This window comes from Bacillus cereus (assembly GCF_015071065.1).
Classification (GTDB): domain Bacteria; phylum Bacillota; class Bacilli; order Bacillales; family Bacillaceae_G; genus Bacillus_A; species Bacillus_A cereus_BA.
Genome location: NZ_VOVA01000019.1, coordinates 1 through 14,756 on the forward strand (window position 1 = coordinate 1; position 14,756 = coordinate 14,756).

Consider the following 14,756-nt stretch of genomic DNA (forward strand, 5'->3'; position numbering starts at 1 on the left):
ATTTGAGTGTCTTTTCTTTATGCGTTAAAAAAGCCACCTATTTCCGTAGGTGGCCCGTATTATGCTTGTACAAACTAAAAACCATTCAAAGCTATTAATAATGATATTTATAACTATAGTTAATTTACCTTCTTTTATATTATCGGGTTGAGGTAGACTATTAGGGGGAAATGAAGATGCACTCTTACCTTGCAATCATTAGAATTACCGCTTTCAATCCCGGGATATCTGAAAACTCAGAGTGGCCCCTCATCCCTAGAATCGTTTCCGTACCCCACAAATATTAAATAAAGTTTCACTTTATTTAATGTTTGTCGAAAAATAGAGGAATTTGTTAAGTGGGTGTATAATCAATACCATATAGACTACGTATAAAGGAGATTATTATGGGAGTGTATTGGGGAACGAAAAGGCATTCTTGGCTTAGTTATGTCTCGTTTTGGTTAAGCGTTTTATTCTTTGTTGTTTTTTTAATTGAAGTGTTTGTATTTAAAACACTTTCAAATAGCTCATTACAAATCGTTAAATATTTTTATTTTGCATTTGTACCATTAAACATCATTCTTAGTTTAAGGCTATTATCTAAGAAGAATGAAAAGAAATTATTGCCAATTTTCAGTTTAATTGTATCGCTATTATTTGCAAGTTTAATTATAGTATTAGCATTAGCAGCCACAGGAAAATTCTTTTGAGGGAGAGTGATATGAATCACTCTTTTTTTTATAGATTCCTAAAGGTTTAGGGGGAATAGAAAAGAAATGAGGTAAGAAATAAGTTGCAAGTAAAGAGACATACTAGTAAGTAGAGAATGAATTGAAAATACTATATGTTTTGTATGTGCTTATGAAGCAAATGAATGCGGTAAGATTCGTGATATATGGTACAATAAACATGGATAGTGATAGAGATAAAGGGTATATAAAATACTCATCGTTTTTTAGTAAGAGAGGGGTTATCTTATGCTATACGAGGATTTGATGACATTATTCCAAGCTGCTCCGATAGAATTGGATAGAGGCGGCTGGAAATATATAATCCAGGAACAAAATGATAAATATGAAATTGTTGATGAAATGTTAAAAAAGCAAATGAATGTTGAATTGTATTTTAATGAGTATGATGAGGTGAAAATCACTTTATATAAAGATGGAAGCCCCATTACTACTATGCAAAGAATTGCTATTTCAAAAGTTGAGTTAGATGAAGAGGAAGACGGCATTCAATTCGTATTAGAACGCATGCCAAGCCGAATGATTCGTTTGCAATTAAAGCCATACCTTGCAGTAGAAATGGGGCCGTACTGGGAAGTATGTGAAGACTGTGAATGAACATGAAAAAACATCCGTATACACGGATGTTTTTTCATGTTTTTTGAAGTTGTTTAAAGGCAATAATCGGTAGTAAAATGATGCTCACCCAACCGATAATAGGATATAGAATATGAAGTAATTCACTATATCCGATGAAACTAAAGCAATAACTAATTAGTAATATGAAGTAAATAATGTTATTACTTTTCCATCCGGTAATGGATTGCATTTGTTTTGTCATTCCGAATATATTCCCAACTAATGTTGTGAATACTTCACCAAAAATGATAAGAACAAAGAAAAAATGGAAAGTTGCATTAAACCTTCTTACAACTTCAGCCATTGGGATGTTATATTGATAAAATTGTTCAACTGATAATATTGCTAAATGGCTACATAATAAAATAAAGCAAAGCCCCGCGCCTCCTAAAATACCACCCCATAAAATAGCTTTTCGATCTTTTACTTCACTGGCCAATGGGACGAGAACACTTTGGGCGAGAGAAAGATTTAATGCGACATATGTAATAGGGCTAGTAATCCATTTCATATTCCAACTTTCTGTAGGAACGGTGTCAATAATAGGAGTTGTATCATGAATAAAGGTTGTAATAGCAAGTCCGATAATAAAAATCATCATAATAGGTACGACAAGTGTATTCACTTCAAAAACACCTTGTAATCCCCGGCTCCCAATAATGAGGCAGGCGATGACTGTGATGAAAATGCCAAGTTGTCTCGGGAGACGGAGTTGTTCTTCAAATACTGCCCCGGCTCCTGATAACATAACGCTCGTTACGCCAAATAATACGAGTAATAATAAAGTATTTACGACATTTCCAAATACATCCCCAAATAAATATTTGTTAAATTCTTGCGCTGAGAATGCCCCGATTTGTGATGAAAGTAACATCATCTTTGTACCGAGCCAAATAAAAAAAAATCCACTTATACATATGCCAATGGTCCCGTACAATCCGTTAACTGTAAAAAATTCAACAATTTCTCGCCCAGTAGCAAATCCAGCTCCAACGACAGTTCCGATATAAGTAGCGGCGACTTTCTTTGCTACTTGCCATTGTTGATTGTCCATGTTATCCCTCTTTCTTCTATGATGAGCTTGACTTACTATTATGCATATGTGTGAGCTTGGACAATTAGACATAGGAAGTAACTGAATGAATACATGAATTATTTGATATTAGGGAAATATTAAGGGTGTTAAAACTTTGTTACATATAAGCTGTTCATTCGAAAGAGTAGGAAATGTATGGTAAAATGTAATTAGGTTATTAAAAGATAATAATTATAAAATGATAAGAGGAGTGGATTGTATGAGTACGAAAACAAATGTTGTTGAAGTATTAAACAAGCAGGTAGCAAACTGGAATGTATTATATGTGAAACTGCATAATTATCACTGGTATGTGACAGGGCCACACTTCTTTACATTACATGAGAAATTTGAAGAGTTTTATAATGAAGCAGGGACTTACATTGATGAGTTAGCAGAGCGTATTTTAGCGTTAGAAGGAAAACCGTTAGCGACAATGAAAGAGTATTTAGCAACTTCAACTGTAATCGAAGGGACAAGCAAAGAGTCTGCAGAAGAAATGGTCCAAACTTTAGTAAACGATTTTTCTGCACTTATTCAAGAATTAAAAGAAGGTATGGAAGTAGCTGGTGAAGCTGGTGATGAAACGTCAGCTGATATGTTATTAGCAATTCATACGACATTAGAACAACATGTATGGATGTTAAGTGCATTCTTAAAATAAACATAAATTGATTAAAGAAAAACTCTATCGAAAAATTCTTTCAATAGAGTTTTTTATAATTTTTCAGTTTTCTTTTATGCTATAATATAGTAAAAAGGAGGCGATACGATGTTTCGCTTTTTCAAAACTGGAAAAGAAGATAGGGAAATTACGAAAGACGAATTAGAACAAGCGATGGCTAAGTTTCTAGAAACGAATGCTAATATCGTTTATACAGTCTTAGTAAATGATGATTACACAGTAAATTATGATTTGTTAAAGCCCTATTTACCTGCATTTCCAACAAATTTTTTTCTGATAACGAAGGAAACGCTTGAGGTATTTGAACATACAGAAGAAAATTTAAACCTAGTTAAAGAAATTGATATCGTACAAAAGGCCGTAGATCAATATGTAACAGAAAAAGAAATGTTCCCAATTGTTGAAGGTAGTGAAGATCGCCTCATATGCGGAGTGAAATTAGGACCATATTTAAATCGTATATTAAAAAGAAACTTATATATTTCAGAAAAGCATTATTTAGTTTCAAGTAAACCAGACAAGAAAAAAAAGAATGGTGGATAAATGGGATGAAAACAACAATAATATATTGTTGTCTTTTTTTGTTATCAAAATATTGATTTTTCAGTCTATTTAACTTTATACTACAATTAGTGAATAGGAAGGAGTGGTGTATTATGCGTATACATACATTAATTATTAAATATCATTCTGAGAATCAGGTATTGTTAAGTTGAATTGTAGAATTCACCTACTTATACCGTGACCCTAGAATGATAGGAATATTGGAGAAACAATTATTATAAAAGGTTACGGGGGAATTTCAATATGAAAAATAGTATGACTTATATTAAGTTATTAAATGAAACGTTAGATTGTTATGCAAATAAAGGTAGTCTCGAAGCGTACTCTTACATAATGAAAAACGCTAAAGATGTAATGGGTAATGAAGCACAAATATATAATTTTAAATATGCATTAGCAAGTGCAGCAGGACTTGAAGAAGAAGCGTTGCATTTAATGAAGAAAGCAATTATAGAAAATGGATTCTGGTACGGAAGTGAGTATTTAATTTCCGATGATGATTTAAAACCACTACATAAATTTGAAGAGTTTCATAGAATGGTTCAATTATGTAAAGAAAGAGAAGATTTAGCAAAGAAATCGGAACAAGCAGATGTGAAATATACATACAGCAAACAAAATGAAAATCTACTAATAACACTGCATGGGGATCAAGAAAATGTACAAATAATAGAACCATATTGGAACTCTGTAATGGAACAAGGTTTTATGCTAGCATTGCCTCAATCTTCCCAAATTCAATTTTCAGATGGATATGTTTGGGATAATATAGAAAGAGGAAGAGAAGAGTTAAAAGGACATTACAATAAGATTATATTGAATAATACATTTGAAAATATTATTATTGGTGGCTTTTCTGCTGGGGCAAGAGTAGCGTTACATTCCATGTTACAAGGTGAAATAGAAGTGAACGGTTTTATTTTTGTGGCACCTTGGCTTCCAGAAATTGAAGAATGGGACAAACTATTAGATAGATTACAGGATAAAAGCATAAAGGGATATATATTATGCGGGGATCAAGATGAAGATTGCTTTGAAGGGACGGAGCAATTTGTAAAGTTATTAAAGGATAAAAATATAGAACATAAGTATAAAGTTGTACCTAACTTAAAACATGATTACCCTAATAATTTTGATGAGTTATTAAAAGAAGCTATTGAATATATAGGGAGAAAAAATAATATATAGTAAGAAAGGGAGATGCATCATATGTGATGTATCTCCCTTTCGCTATTATAAATTAAAAACGTCTGCCAATAGGCGATAAGAGTTTAATTTATCTTCAAATTGATGAGTGATTGTGACAATCATAAACTCTTCAGTATTGTAGGCTTTGCTTAAGTTTAATATTTTTTCTTTCACAGAAGACGGATCACCGACGATCATACGTTGACGATTTTCTTTTATGCGGAATAGATCATAAGCACTATACGAATAATTTTGAGCAGTTTCAATAGAAGGAGTACCAGTAGTCCGTTTTCCTTGTTCTAATAGTAAAATCGATAAATCAAGGCTTGATGCAATCTTCTCCGCTTCTTCATTTGTTTCTCCGCAAATAACAAAAATAGATACGATTGATTGTGGTTTGTCACCTAAAAAGGAAGGGTGGAATTGTTCTTGATAAGCCTTCATAACTTCAGGGCCACCGTATCCGTTAATGAACTGTGCAAATGCAAAAGAAGCGCCTTGCTTTGCGGCAATCATTGCACTTTCTCCGCTAGAACCGAGCATCCACATTTCAGGAGATGTTGTGATAACTGGAGTAGCCTTTAAGTTGGCATAATGATGGTTTTCTGGTACTTGATCATGTAAGTACATAGCAACATCTGCAATTTGTTCTGGATATTGATCAAGTGAGACCATTTTACCTTCTTGAAGTGCGCGAGTTGCTATCGGCATACCACCAGGTGCTCTCCCGACACCAAGGTCGATGCGGTTTGGATAAAGTGCTTCTAAAACGCGGAAATTCTCAGCCACTTTATATGGACTATAATGTGGCAACATAACACCACCGGAACCAACTCTAATACGATCAGTTTTCGCGGTAATATGTGAAATGAGTATTTCTGGACTTGAACCAGCTAAGCTAACTGAATTATGGTGCTCGGATACCCAAAAACGAGTAAATCCTAATTTTTCAACTTCTCGTGCAAGTGTTACTGTATGTGAAAAAGCTTCAACTGCTGTGCTACCATCTGAAATAGGTGATTGGTCTAATACACTTAATTTTATCATAGAATATACCTCTCAATCTTAATGTACATCCTATTATATATTTACTTATGAAAAATGAGTAATGAAATGCTCAAAAGGAAAAGTGGATAATTTTTTCTCCGCTTTTAATGAGAGAACCCTCGTTCATAATGATTCATTTCGACTAAGTTTAATATATAGTCATAGTTATCAATTTCTAAATATATTTGCTTGCGTTCTTCTTCAGTTAGTTTAACGCTAGTGAGTTTTTTACAAAGCTGTTCTTTCTTTAATTCTAAATGTTTTTTTGTAGCATGATAGTCGTAAGTACGTTTCATGTGTATCCATCCTTTCTCTACAGTTACTATATATATTTATTGTATGAAGCATGTAGAAGAGGGAGGGCTACACCATATGTATTTTTAATGAATCTTCAAATTGCTATGGTGTTATGTTTAAGGGGATTTATGAATAAAATGCACTAAACCACTAATTCGTATTTCATGAAGTAAGGGGTGGAATTGTGCAGAAAGATATAATGTTTGATACACAGATGGATGAAATACAAACAATAATAAAAAAAGGGCTGCCGAAGACGACACTCCCTAAACAAATTATTGTAGTTGGAGCTGGTATGGCTGGATTAGTTTCGGCATCTTTACTAAAGGATGCAGGACATCAAGTTAAAATTTTTGAAGCAAATAATCGTGTAGGTGGTCGCATAGAGACGGTTAGAATGGAAGATACGGGATTATACTTAGATGTTGGGGCGATGAGAATTCCGTATTCACATACGTTAACAATGGCATATATAAGAAAGTTTGGGCTACAGGTGAGCCCTTTTATTAATAGGAATGAGACTGATATTATATACGTAAATGGTCGGAAAACAACGTTGAAACAATATGAAAAGGACCCAAGTATTTTAAAGTATCCGGTGGAAATGAACGAAGAGGGGAAAACGTCGGAGGACCTATTATTATTAGCGGTACAGCCAATTATAAATTTTATTAAAAAAAATCCAGAGAAAAATTGGGATATTGTAGTAAAGGATTTTGGGAGATACTCTACAGGCCAATTTTTAAAGTATCATCCTTATCAATATAATACGTATTTTTCACCGGTAACGATCGAGATGATTGGTGTTCTATTAGATTTAGAAGGTTTTTTGGAAAGGTCATTTGTTGAGACGTTACGATTTTTATACATTATGCAAGAGGAAAGTGGATTTTGCGAAATAATAGGTGGGAATGATAGATTACCAAAGTCTTTTTTACCACAATTAGAAGAAAATATTATATATAATCAAAAATTAATGAGGTTACATCAACATGATAATGGTGTGACAGCTTACTATCGGAATGAGGAAACTTTTGAATATAGTAGTATTACAGGGGATTTAGTTATTGTTACGATTCCGTTTTCGACAATGCGTTTTGTGGAAGTAGAGCCATTTGATTCTATATCTCATGCGAAATGGAAGGCAATTCGTGAATTGCATTATATGCCGGCTACAAAAATAGGAATTCAATTTAAAAACCGATTTTGGGAAGAACAAGGGCAATTAGGCGGCAGAATTATAACTGATTTGCCAATTCGTTACGCCTATTATCCAAGTCATGGAATCGGTTCAAAAGGACCAGCTATTATGCTTGGGAGTTATACGTGGTCATCTGATGCGTTACTATGGGATGGTTTATCAAAAGGGGATCGTATCTATTACACACTACAAAATTTAGCAACAATATTAGGTGGTCAAGTATATGATGAATTCATGTCTGGAATATCAAAAAGTTGGACATTAGATCCATATGCACTTGGAGGATTTGCTCTTTTTCAAGCTGGTCAAGAATCTGAATTACAGCCAGTCATTGTAAAACCTGAGGGGAGAATATACTTTGCTGGTGATCATACAACGCTGTATCACGGATGGATTCAAGGTGCGATTGAATCCGGAGTGCGTGTGGCAGTAGAGGTGAATGATTCAAAAGTATAAAATTCAGAAAGTTCTTTACTGTATACCTTGAGATGGATATTATTAAATATAAAAGAATTATGGGGAGTGTTTACTTTGAATCCATTGTTATTCGATTTTCCTTCTGAATTTTATACTGAAAGGCTTTTAATTCGAATGCCAAAACCAGGTGATGGTAAAGTTGTATATGAAGCAATTCAAGCTTCGATGAAAGAATTAAAGCCTTGGATGGTCTTTGCACAAAAAGAGCAAACAAAGGAAGAAGTAGAAGAGAGTATTAGAAAATCGCATATTCAATTTTTGCAGCGTGAGGATTTGAGATTACTAGTTTTTTTGAAAGAAACAGGTGAATTTATTGCATCTGCCGGATTACATCGTATTAATTGGGATATACCTCAATTTGAAATCGGGTATTGGATTGATTCAAGGTTTAGTGGAAAGGGCTATATGGTAGAGGCTGCAAAAGGTATAACGGATTATGCTTTCACTGAACTGAAAGCAAACCGGGTAGAAATTCGTTGTGATTCTCTAAATAAGAAGAGTAGAGCGATACCTGAGAAATTAGGTTTTAAATTAGAGGGGATTTTAGAAAGTGCGAGTGTTGCGGTAGAAGGAAATGGTTTAAGAGATATGTGTATATTTGCAATGACGAGAAATACATATGAAAAAGAAGAGCTGTAAAAAAATAGCTCTTCTTTTTTATATTATGGTACAGGATGACCGTTAGAGCTCTCGAAAATTGTAAACCATTGTTGGCGGTCTAAATTAACGTTTGTTGCCATTGTAGCCGTTTTTACTCGATCTAATTTGCCAGAGCCGACAATTGGCATCATTTTAGCTGGATGAGCAAGTAACCATGCATACATAACAGTATCGATGCTATCAACGCCTAGCTCAGTAGCAATTTTTTGTAAAGTTTCACGTACACGTACGGCACGTTCTGATTGGCCAGTAAAGATTTCTCCACCAGCAAGAGGTGACCAAATCATTGGATTGATTCGTTTTTCTTGGCATAAATCAATCGTACCTTTTTCAAAATGTTCCAGCTGCATCGCAGATACTTCAATTTGATTTGTAATGAGCGGGAAATCTAAATATGAACTTAACATATTAAATTGAGAAGGTAAAAAGTTAGATACACCGAAGTGACGAACTTTTCCTTCGTTCTTTAAGCGTGAGAACGCTTTTGCTACTTCATTTGGATCCATAAATGGATCAGGGCGATGAATGAGCAATACATCAATATAATCTGTATGTAAGTTTTTTAGTGAATCCTCCGCGCTCTTTATGATATGTTCTGCACTCGTATTGTAGTGAGCAACATATCGCTCTGGAAATTTCGGTGATGGGGGAGCGATTCCACATTTTGTGACAATTTGCATGTTTTCGCGTAAGGAAGGCTTGAGTTGTAACGCTTCTCCAAACAATCCTTCACACGTATACCCGCCATAAATATCAGCATGATCGAAAGTAGTAATCCCCATATCCATACAGGATTCAATAAAAGAAAGTAACTCCTGCTTCGACATATTCCATTCTGCTAAACGCCAAAAACCTTGAATAATACGAGAAAATTCTAGTGTTTCGGCCATTTGAACTCGTTCCACTATAAGTACCCCCTTGATGAATGAATAATATTTTTGAAAAGGCTTTCTTGCTACATATTATTATATAGTTACAGGGTCGTACATACAATAAATATGTTTTGCTACAAAAACGATTTTCTCTATATGCTATAATGTAGAAACATAGAGCTATAAGGAGATGTACGAAATGATTCCAGTAACAATATTAACTGGTTTTCTTGGATCAGGGAAAACGACATTATTAAATCGAATTTTATCAGAAGATCACGGTAAGAAATTAGCAGTGATTGTAAATGAAATCGGGCAAATTGGTATTGATAATCAATTAATTATGAACGTTGAAGAAGAAATTATGGAAATGACAAACGGTTGTCTATGTTGTACTGTACGTGAAGATTTACTCGTTGCTTTAAAACAATTACTGGACGTGAAAGCAGAAGGGAAAATGGACTTTGATGGATTAGTAATTGAAACAACAGGTCTTGCAAATCCAGGTCCGATTATTCAAACGTTCTTTTTAGATCCAGTTATTCAATCTGCATACCAAATTAACGGTGTTGTAACAGTTGTAGATAGCTATCATATACATAAGCATTTTGAAAAGGGACTAGAAGCAAAAGAACAAATTGCATTTGCTGATGTCGTTTTAGTAAATAAATTAGATTTAATTGACGAAAGTAAAAAGGAAAATCTCTTACATGAACTGCAAGGAATTAATCCAACTGCAAAATTAATTGAGACGACTAACTGTGAAGTGGATATTCCATCATTACTACAAATACAAACATTTAAAACGAAAGATACGTTACAAATTTACCCTCATAAAGAACATAACCATCTAGAAGGTATAAAATCATTTGTATTACGCGAAGAGCGCCCGTTAGATTTACAAAAACTGAATGAGTGGATGTCAGCTGTCGTTCAAGAGCTAGGGGAGTATTTATATCGTTACAAAGGAATTTTATCTATTGATGGAGTAGATAAACGCATCGTTTTCCAAGGTGTACATACATTATTTGCTGCTTCATACGATAGAGAGTGGCAAGAAGGTGAAAAACGAGTAAGTGAAGTAGTTTTCATCGGAAAAGATATTAATAAAGAATGGTTTCAAGAACATTTTCAAGAGTGTGTGAAATAAGTCTGCGTAAATCGCAGGCTTATTTTTTTATTTACTAATTATTGGGATTTGCATTAAAATAGTTTAAAGATACTAAATTTTTAGTGTTTTAAAAGGGAGTGTGAGGAATCATGCGTCTAATGGTTCTTGGTCTACTTACTAAAAGCGATTCGCTATCTGGTTATGAAATACAACAGGCTCTAAATATGGTCCAAAGTAGTAAATGGGCAGAGGTTTTCCCAGCTTCTATATATCACGCACTGAAAAAAAAGGCAAATGAGGAATTAATACGAGTAAAAGCAATTGAAATGACTGGAAAATGGTCGGAAACGATATATTGTATTACAAGGAAAGGGGAGTCAAGAATTTAAAAGGTTACTAAAGGAGTCGCTTCAAAAAACTTCAGTTGTGTTTCCAAAACATCTATATACAGCGTTAACTTTCCTGTCAGAAGTTGAGAGCATGAGAGAAGAATTTTTAGAGGCTTTAGAAGAGCAGAAAAGTGAAATACAATCCACTTATAAAGAAATGAGAGAAGGAGAAAAATTAAAAGATAATGTGCCAGAGTATGTGAAACTTATTTTCGAAAATATGTATGAACAATGTGCGATGCAACTTCGATTAATCCATAGATTAGAAAAACTATTAAAAAACTAAAAATATGGTGGGAAGAATATGAAAATTGATCACCTTGTTGTAAATGTGAATAAAGAAATACAAGAAAATAAGGAAATGATTAAAAATGTACATTCTATCGGGCTACCATATGTTCCGAAATGGGGAAAGGGAACGAAAGGATTTAAAGTATCTAACATATGGATTGGAAAAGAATATTTAGAATTAGTAAGGGTAAAAACGGAAGATGGAGGTGGCTGGGTACAAGACTGGACTCGGAAATATCATGATGGGCATAGAGGACTAATCGGACTGGCAATTGATGTTGAAAATATAGATAATGTGTATGAAAAAATGATAAAGGATGGAATTAAAATTACAAAACCAAAACCATTACAATTTAGGTGGTTTTTTAATTTATTTAAGAAAACAATGCCATGGGAAAATGCATACATACAGCCAATGAAGGGGATGCCGTTTCAATTCTTTCTACAACAAATGAACGATCAAAAGAGTAGAGAATATATGGAGAAATATATGTACCCAAATAGTGTGGAAGAGGGCGTCGAGGGAATTATTGCGGTGAAATTATATGGAGAAGTAACAATTGAAGATCGGAACATTATTGGTTCTCTATTTTCAGATGTTACAAATGGAGAAAAAGAAATAATTATCCGTTTAAAAAATCAAGCGATTCATCTAATTCAATCGAACGAGCATTTCATTGAGATAATACTAGATTGTCAAAACGAAGCATATAGGGGAAAGAAACTAAAGATAGAAAACGTAACATTAATAAATGTATAATAAAAAGCCTGTTTTCACAGGCTTGTGTTTTCATCTAATAATAACTCCATTACAACACCTACAACTGGACCCTCGTCATCAATATCCCCATTTAAACGAAAACCAAATGATTCATATAGTCCCATTGCGAGTTTGTTGTCAGGATGTAAACTTAAATAAATTATTTTACATTCAAATTTTTCTTGTAAGAATTGAATGAGTAAGCGAAGGAAACGTTTTGCATATCCTTTTCCTTGATATTGTTGATCAATCATAAGGCGATCTAGCCATACGCTTTTATATTTTTTCGAATACCAGCCATACATTGCGTATCCAATAAGTGTTTCTCCATCATATAAACCTACTGACGTTCCGTTTTCTTCATATAATGATTCTGCTAAAGAAAACGCATTGCTTTCAATAAATTGCTGCTGGTCTTTTGCTACGTCTAAAGCAGCAACTGAACGCCAATTTTTTGCTGTTACTTCACAAATGTGAAGATTCATAATTCCAACTCACCTTCTAAATTATTATAGCTTAAAAGCTAATATGGATAATTTTACTTGGTATTTCGGTCAAGTCAAGGGTAATACATAAAAAGGCAGCTGAATGACATACTCAGCTGCCTAGAAAATATAGTTGATTAGTTTGTTGCTTCTTTTAAAGTATTTACGTTTTCTTCCATTAATGTGAAGTAATCTTTATTGTTCTTTGCATCATCCTCAGAAATAGTAGCAAGGTGATTTAAGCGTAAAATTTTTGTGCCTGTTTCTTTTTGAATAACTGATGCTACTTTTGGAGTAGAGAATGTCTCAAATAAAATATATTTTAAACCGTGTTCTTTTACTGTTTTTGTAATGTCAGCAAGCTGTTTTTGAGATGGTTCATCAGACGCTGAAATTCCAGCGATTGGAATTTGTTTTAGACCGTAGCGTTGTTCCCAGTAGCCATAAGCTGCATGTGAAACTAATATTTCTTTCGTTTTTGCATTTGCAACAACAGCTTTAAATTGATCGTCTAAATCAGTAAATTTTGTTTGTAGTGCTGCGAAGTTTTTTTCGAACTCTTTTTTATGTTCAGGCTGTAATTCTACAAGCGCATTTTTAATTTTTTCTGCTTGTTTCATCGCCAGAGTAGGATCTATCCAAACGTGTGGGTCTTTATCATGGTGATGTTCATCTTCTTTATGACCGTCTCCATGATCGTGCTGCTCTTCTTCAGATGAAGTACGAAGTTCGATATCTTTAGATGCATTTACAACTTTTACGTTTTCTTTTTTTAATGATTTTTCCATTTTTTCGGCAAATGGTTCTAATTCTGCGCCGTTATAAACGAATAAATCGGCTTTTGCGATTTTTACAGTCTGTTTTTGACTCGGTTCAAATGTATGAGAATCCGCACCAGGTGGGTAAATTGCTTCTACATTTACATAATCACCACCGATTTTTTTTGCGAAATCAGCAAGTGGGAAAATGGTTGTATAAACAGTTAGTTTTCCATCTTTCTTGGCAGTATCTTCTTTTTTATTTGAGCAGCCAGTAAAAATTAAAGTGAAAATAAGTAAGAATGAAAATATAGTCAATCTTTTAGGCATGAAGTTCTCCTCTTTTCTTTTTTTACGGATATATCTTCCCCAATTATAGAAGAAAAATATCATCTTAATTCAAAACGTAATAATTACGTTTTAGCTTGCGAACCTAGTATAATATATCTTTATGAAAGTTGCAATAAATAATAATCATTACGATTTGATTTTGTTATAAATCTGTCAAAAAGAAAGGTATTAATTTTTATGATTGGTGCATATGTGACAATGTTACTTTCATATATTGGGAGGGAGCAGAAAAAAGGGGATGAGCGCTTGGGTTACATTATGGAGGCTATCTTTTTAATACTTGCGGTTGTTTTGCCGTTATCTTTTGTTTTAATTTTTTTAAGAAAACTAATAAGTAATTTAGGGGATGCTACAACAATTACGAAATTACCAGTTGAAGAAAAAGAAAAGAAAAAAGAGTAAGTAAAGCACTATGCTTACGCATAGTACTTTACTTATGATAAAATGATAAAATGGAAACTCCTATTAGCGACTTTCAGCAAAAGGAGAGAAAAGTAAATAAAGAGGTATGTATATATATGAATGAACGAACAGCGTTAGTACTTGGTGCAAGTGGGTTAGTTGGACAAGAAATAACACGACTATTACTTGACTCAGATTACTACGATTCGGTTACTATTTTTGTAAGGGAACCATTACAATTACAGCATGAGAAATTGCAACAGAAACAGGTGGATTTTTCAGTATTAGAGGAATATAAAGAATTTTTTGCAGTAGATGATGTTTTTAGTTGCTTAGGAACAACGATAAAAAAAGCGAAGTCGAAGGCGAATTTTAAAAAAGTAGATTATGAATATACATTGCGAGCTGCCTGCTTAGCTGAAAAACAAGGCGTGCAAAATTTTCTTGTTATTTCATCAATGGGAGCAAAACCTAAATCATTTTTCTTTTACTCGCAAGTGAAGGGGAAAATGGAAGAGGAGTTGAAAAAGCTAGTCATTGGTGGTATACACATTTTCAGGCCGTCATTATTAGTAGGAAATCGACAAGAATTTCGTTTTGGGGAAAGAATGGCTGAGAAATTATCTCATATTCTTCCGTTTATATTTAAAGGGGCTTTTAAAAAGTACAAACCAATTTCGGCTAAAGATGTGGCGAAAGGAATGTATATAACAGCGCTGCGTGAAGAATCGGGTATCCATATTTATAATTCAAATGAAATTACAACGATAGAATAAATAAAACCGAGAAGAATG

Annotated in this window: 17 protein-coding genes and 1 pseudogene; 12 read left to right on the forward strand and 6 right to left on the reverse strand. The window is 33.7% G+C overall.

Annotation, left to right across the window (positions count from 1 at the left end; all coding sequences use genetic code 11):
* The first annotated feature begins 386 nt into the window (after positions 1–386).
* A complete protein-coding gene (locus tag FT637_RS25080) occupies positions 387–692 on the forward strand; it encodes a hypothetical protein (RefSeq protein WP_193648602.1) in 306 nt (101 codons plus the stop codon).
* A 267-nt stretch (positions 693–959) separates the two neighbouring features.
* Complete coding sequence (locus FT637_RS25085; protein WP_193648603.1) at positions 960–1,328, forward strand: DUF3979 family protein; 369 nt, start codon at positions 960–962, stop codon at positions 1,326–1,328.
* 34 nt (positions 1,329–1,362) lie between these two features.
* On the opposite strand, the gene FT637_RS25090 is transcribed toward FT637_RS25085, so the two are convergent.
* Positions 1,363–2,403: a hypothetical protein gene (locus tag FT637_RS25090; protein WP_193648604.1), complete on the reverse strand. Its 1,041-nt coding sequence runs from the start codon at positions 2,401–2,403 to the stop codon at positions 1,363–1,365.
* A gap of 241 nt (positions 2,404–2,644) precedes the next feature.
* Between FT637_RS25090 and FT637_RS25095 the strand changes: the two genes are divergently transcribed.
* From FT637_RS25095 to FT637_RS25105, 3 genes are all read left to right on the forward strand, one after another.
* Positions 2,645–3,088: a Dps family protein gene (locus tag FT637_RS25095; RefSeq protein ID WP_002200786.1), complete on the forward strand. Its 444-nt coding sequence runs from the start codon at positions 2,645–2,647 to the stop codon at positions 3,086–3,088.
* Between the two features lie 108 nt (positions 3,089–3,196).
* Entirely contained in the window at positions 3,197–3,652 is a 456-nt protein-coding gene (locus FT637_RS25100) for a DUF3939 domain-containing protein (protein ID WP_193648605.1), read from the forward strand.
* 264 nt (positions 3,653–3,916) lie between these two features.
* Positions 3,917–4,861 carry an alpha/beta hydrolase gene (locus FT637_RS25105; RefSeq protein WP_193648606.1) on the forward strand — a complete coding sequence of 315 codons (945 nt, stop codon included), beginning with the start codon at positions 3,917–3,919 and terminating at the stop codon, positions 4,859–4,861.
* 45 nt (positions 4,862–4,906) lie between these two features.
* Here the strand turns inward: FT637_RS25105 and FT637_RS25110 are convergent, their stop codons facing one another.
* Positions 4,907–5,908, reverse strand: coding sequence for an LLM class flavin-dependent oxidoreductase (locus FT637_RS25110; protein WP_193648607.1), 1,002 nt, complete (start codon positions 5,906–5,908; stop codon positions 4,907–4,909).
* Between the two features lie 104 nt (positions 5,909–6,012).
* Complete coding sequence (locus tag FT637_RS25115; RefSeq protein ID WP_193648608.1) at positions 6,013–6,204, reverse strand: DUF3896 family protein; 192 nt, start codon at positions 6,202–6,204, stop codon at positions 6,013–6,015.
* A 185-nt stretch (positions 6,205–6,389) separates the two neighbouring features.
* Between FT637_RS25115 and FT637_RS25120 the strand changes: the two genes are divergently transcribed.
* Positions 6,390–7,862: a flavin monoamine oxidase family protein gene (locus FT637_RS25120; RefSeq protein WP_193648609.1), complete on the forward strand. Its 1,473-nt coding sequence runs from the start codon at positions 6,390–6,392 to the stop codon at positions 7,860–7,862.
* Between the two features lie 75 nt (positions 7,863–7,937).
* The gene (locus tag FT637_RS25125) at positions 7,938–8,522 is read left to right on the forward strand and encodes a GNAT family N-acetyltransferase (protein WP_193648610.1); all 585 of its coding nucleotides are present in this window, start codon (positions 7,938–7,940) and stop codon (positions 8,520–8,522) included.
* Positions 8,523–8,545: 23 nt separating this feature from the next.
* On the opposite strand, the gene FT637_RS25130 is transcribed toward FT637_RS25125, so the two are convergent.
* On the reverse strand, positions 8,546–9,448 hold the full coding sequence (locus FT637_RS25130) for an aldo/keto reductase (protein WP_193648611.1): 903 nt from the start codon (positions 9,446–9,448) through the stop codon (positions 8,546–8,548).
* 166 nt (positions 9,449–9,614) lie between these two features.
* Here FT637_RS25130 and FT637_RS25135 point away from each other — a divergent pair, with 166 nt between their 5' ends.
* The 3 genes and pseudogenes from FT637_RS25135 (at position 9,615) to FT637_RS25145 (ending at position 11,966) form a co-directional block, all read left to right on the forward strand.
* The gene (locus FT637_RS25135; protein WP_193648612.1) at positions 9,615–10,565 is read left to right on the forward strand and encodes a CobW family GTP-binding protein; all 951 of its coding nucleotides are present in this window, start codon (positions 9,615–9,617) and stop codon (positions 10,563–10,565) included.
* A gap of 110 nt (positions 10,566–10,675) precedes the next feature.
* Positions 10,676–11,201: pseudogene (locus FT637_RS25140) on the forward strand (PadR family transcriptional regulator).
* A gap of 18 nt (positions 11,202–11,219) precedes the next feature.
* Complete coding sequence (locus tag FT637_RS25145; protein ID WP_193648613.1) at positions 11,220–11,966, forward strand: VOC family protein; 747 nt, start codon at positions 11,220–11,222, stop codon at positions 11,964–11,966.
* A 14-nt stretch (positions 11,967–11,980) separates the two neighbouring features.
* Here the strand turns inward: FT637_RS25145 and FT637_RS25150 are convergent, their stop codons facing one another.
* Together FT637_RS25150 and FT637_RS25155 are read right to left on the reverse strand one after the other, a co-directional pair.
* Complete coding sequence (locus FT637_RS25150) at positions 11,981–12,451, reverse strand: GNAT family N-acetyltransferase (protein ID WP_193648614.1); 471 nt, start codon at positions 12,449–12,451, stop codon at positions 11,981–11,983.
* 137 nt (positions 12,452–12,588) lie between these two features.
* A complete protein-coding gene (locus FT637_RS25155) occupies positions 12,589–13,539 on the reverse strand; it encodes a metal ABC transporter substrate-binding protein (RefSeq protein WP_193648615.1) in 951 nt (316 codons plus the stop codon).
* Between the two features lie 198 nt (positions 13,540–13,737).
* Between FT637_RS25155 and FT637_RS25160 the strand changes: the two genes are divergently transcribed.
* Together FT637_RS25160 and FT637_RS25165 are read left to right on the forward strand one after the other, a co-directional pair.
* Positions 13,738–13,962, forward strand: coding sequence for a hypothetical protein (locus tag FT637_RS25160; RefSeq protein WP_002118555.1), 225 nt, complete (start codon positions 13,738–13,740; stop codon positions 13,960–13,962).
* Positions 13,963–14,078: 116 nt separating this feature from the next.
* Entirely contained in the window at positions 14,079–14,738 is a 660-nt protein-coding gene (locus FT637_RS25165) for an oxidoreductase (protein ID WP_193648616.1), read from the forward strand.
* Positions 14,739–14,756 lie beyond the last annotated feature (18 nt).

Bases quoted from the DNA above. Each gene is read 5' to 3' on its own strand.
- FT637_RS25145 (WP_193648613.1), top strand. From the start codon at position 11,220: ATGAAAATTGATCACCTTGTTGTAAATGTGAATAAAGAAATACAAGAA.
- FT637_RS25080 (WP_193648602.1), top strand. From the start codon at position 387: ATGGGAGTGTATTGGGGAACGAAAAGGCATTCTTGGCTTAGTTATGTC.
- FT637_RS25160 (WP_002118555.1), top strand. From the start codon at position 13,738: ATGATTGGTGCATATGTGACAATGTTACTTTCATATATTGGGAGGGAG.
- FT637_RS25150 (WP_193648614.1), bottom strand. From the start codon at position 12,451: ATGAATCTTCACATTTGTGAAGTAACAGCAAAAAATTGGCGTTCAGTT.
- FT637_RS25105 (WP_193648606.1), top strand. From the start codon at position 3,917: ATGAAAAATAGTATGACTTATATTAAGTTATTAAATGAAACGTTAGAT.
- FT637_RS25165 (WP_193648616.1), top strand. From the start codon at position 14,079: ATGAATGAACGAACAGCGTTAGTACTTGGTGCAAGTGGGTTAGTTGGA.
- FT637_RS25115 (WP_193648608.1), bottom strand. From the start codon at position 6,204: ATGAAACGTACTTACGACTATCATGCTACAAAAAAACATTTAGAATTA.
- FT637_RS25110 (WP_193648607.1), bottom strand. From the start codon at position 5,908: ATGATAAAATTAAGTGTATTAGACCAATCACCTATTTCAGATGGTAGC.
- FT637_RS25090 (WP_193648604.1), bottom strand. From the start codon at position 2,403: ATGGACAATCAACAATGGCAAGTAGCAAAGAAAGTCGCCGCTACTTAT.
- FT637_RS25085 (WP_193648603.1), top strand. From the start codon at position 960: ATGCTATACGAGGATTTGATGACATTATTCCAAGCTGCTCCGATAGAA.
- FT637_RS25155 (WP_193648615.1), bottom strand. From the start codon at position 13,539: ATGCCTAAAAGATTGACTATATTTTCATTCTTACTTATTTTCACTTTA.
- FT637_RS25135 (WP_193648612.1), top strand. From the start codon at position 9,615: ATGATTCCAGTAACAATATTAACTGGTTTTCTTGGATCAGGGAAAACG.
- FT637_RS25100 (WP_193648605.1), top strand. From the start codon at position 3,197: ATGTTTCGCTTTTTCAAAACTGGAAAAGAAGATAGGGAAATTACGAAA.
- FT637_RS25095 (WP_002200786.1), top strand. From the start codon at position 2,645: ATGAGTACGAAAACAAATGTTGTTGAAGTATTAAACAAGCAGGTAGCA.